2 protein-coding genes are annotated in these 1564 nt (G+C 73.8%); one reads left to right on the top strand and one right to left on the bottom strand.

The genetic code is table 11. The annotated features are described in order from the left end of the window. Positions 1-36: 36 nt before the first annotated feature. Positions 37-546: a DUF1993 domain-containing protein gene (locus tag A7A76_RS20490; RefSeq protein ID WP_206413047.1), complete on the bottom strand. Its 510-nt coding sequence runs from the start codon at positions 544-546 to the stop codon at positions 37-39. Positions 547-772: 226 nt separating this feature from the next. Here A7A76_RS20490 and A7A76_RS20485 point away from each other — a divergent pair, with 226 nt between their 5' ends. Beyond that, positions 773-1483, top strand: coding sequence for a TetR/AcrR family transcriptional regulator (locus A7A76_RS20485; RefSeq protein WP_343225379.1), 711 nt, complete (start codon positions 773-775; stop codon positions 1481-1483). Positions 1484-1564 lie beyond the last annotated feature (81 nt).

Below are 1564 nucleotides of genomic sequence, written 5' to 3'. Positions count from 1 at the left end.
CGCGGGCAGTGCGCCGGCCGCGCGCCGCGCGCGGGCTCAGGCCGCGCCGCGCAGGTAGTCCATCTTGCCCAGCGGCACGCCCAGGTGGCGCAGGATCCCGTACGCGGTGGTGAGATGGAAATAGAAGTTCGGCAGCACGAAGCCGCGGATGTAATCGCGGGCGACGAAGCTGAGTTCGCGGCCGCCGGGGCGGATCACGATCTCGCGCTCTTCCTGGCCGTCCATGCTCTGCGGGGTCACCGTGCTCAGGAACGCCTGGGTCTTGGCGATGCGCTCGCGCAGCTCCTCCAGCGTGGTCTCGGTGTCGGCGAAACTCGGCGGCGCGATCCCGGCCAGGCGCGCGGCGCCGAACTTGGCCGCGTCGCTGGCCGACTGGACCTGGCCGATCAGGGTGTACATGTCCGGCGCCAGCCGGCCGGTCAGCAACTGCGCGGGGTCCTGGCCCTGTGCGCGCGCGTGGGCGACGCCCTGCTCGAGCAGGTGCGAGAGCACGTCGAGGCCGCGCTGGAACGCGGGCACGGAGATGTCGTAGAGCGAAAGGCTCATGGGGTGTCCTGGTTTTTCTGGCGTGAAGCGTGGCGGGGAACGGCGGTGAAAGCGCCCGCGCGGCGCGCAGGCCAGGCGTTGGCAGCGTCCACGCGGCGAACGGGCCACGCGTCGGCAACGCCCGCGCCGGGCGCGGGCCGGGCGCTGGAATACCCGCGCGATCTGCGCGGCCGGCTGAGTCTGAGCGCTTGCCCGGCGCGGGTCAACGAATTTACTATCGATCGCTATGAAATTAGCTGTTGCGAATTCGGAGCGCTCCGGCGACGCGCCTGCGCCCACTGCCGGCGGCGACGACGCGGCTTGCGCAGCGCCCACGAGCGCCGCGCCCGCAACCCGCCGTCCGCGCGGCCGGCCGCGCGGCTTCGACCGCGAGCAGGCGCTGGAAACGGCGATGCGGATGTTCTGGCATCGCGGTTTCGAAGCCACCTCGATCAGCGAGCTGACCGCCGCCATCGGCGTCGCCGCGCCCAGCCTGTACGCCGCGTTCGGCAGCAAGGAAGATTTGTTCCGCGCCGCGTTGCAGCGCTATCTGCAGCGGTTCCGCAGCGAGCGCGGCGCCGCGCTGGCCGCGCCCGGGCTGAGCGCGCGCGAGGCGTTCGCGCGACTGTTCGATGCGCTCGCCGAGGATTTCGCCGCCTGCCCGGAGCGCTCGGGCTGCATGCTGGTGGCGGCCGAGACCGGCGGCCTCGGCGCCGCCGCCGCGCAGTTGCGCGAGGCGCTGGGCGCGCACCGCGCCGGCATCGAGGCCGGCTTTCGCGCGCGGATCGAGCGCGGCCAGCGCGAAGGCGACGTAGCCGCCGACGCGGATGCGGCGGCGCTGGCCAAGTTCCTGTCGACCGTGGTGCAGGGGCTGTCGATCCAGGCCCGCGACGGCGCCAGCGCGGAGCAGTTGCGCGCGGTGCTGCGTACCGCCCTGCGGGTGTGGCCGTCGGCCTAGGCGCGGCTCAGCGCTGCAGGTACGTCCCGGGCGCGATCGCCGCGACGCCGGCGGCGCGCGCCGGCGCGCGCACGCCTCGCA

The sequence above is a fragment of the Lysobacter enzymogenes genome (assembly GCF_017168095.1).
Classification (GTDB): Bacteria; Pseudomonadota; Gammaproteobacteria; order Xanthomonadales; family Xanthomonadaceae; genus Lysobacter; species Lysobacter enzymogenes_D.
The sequence above is the reverse complement of the archived record's forward strand: the minus strand, read 5'-3'. Positions and strand labels throughout refer to the sequence as shown.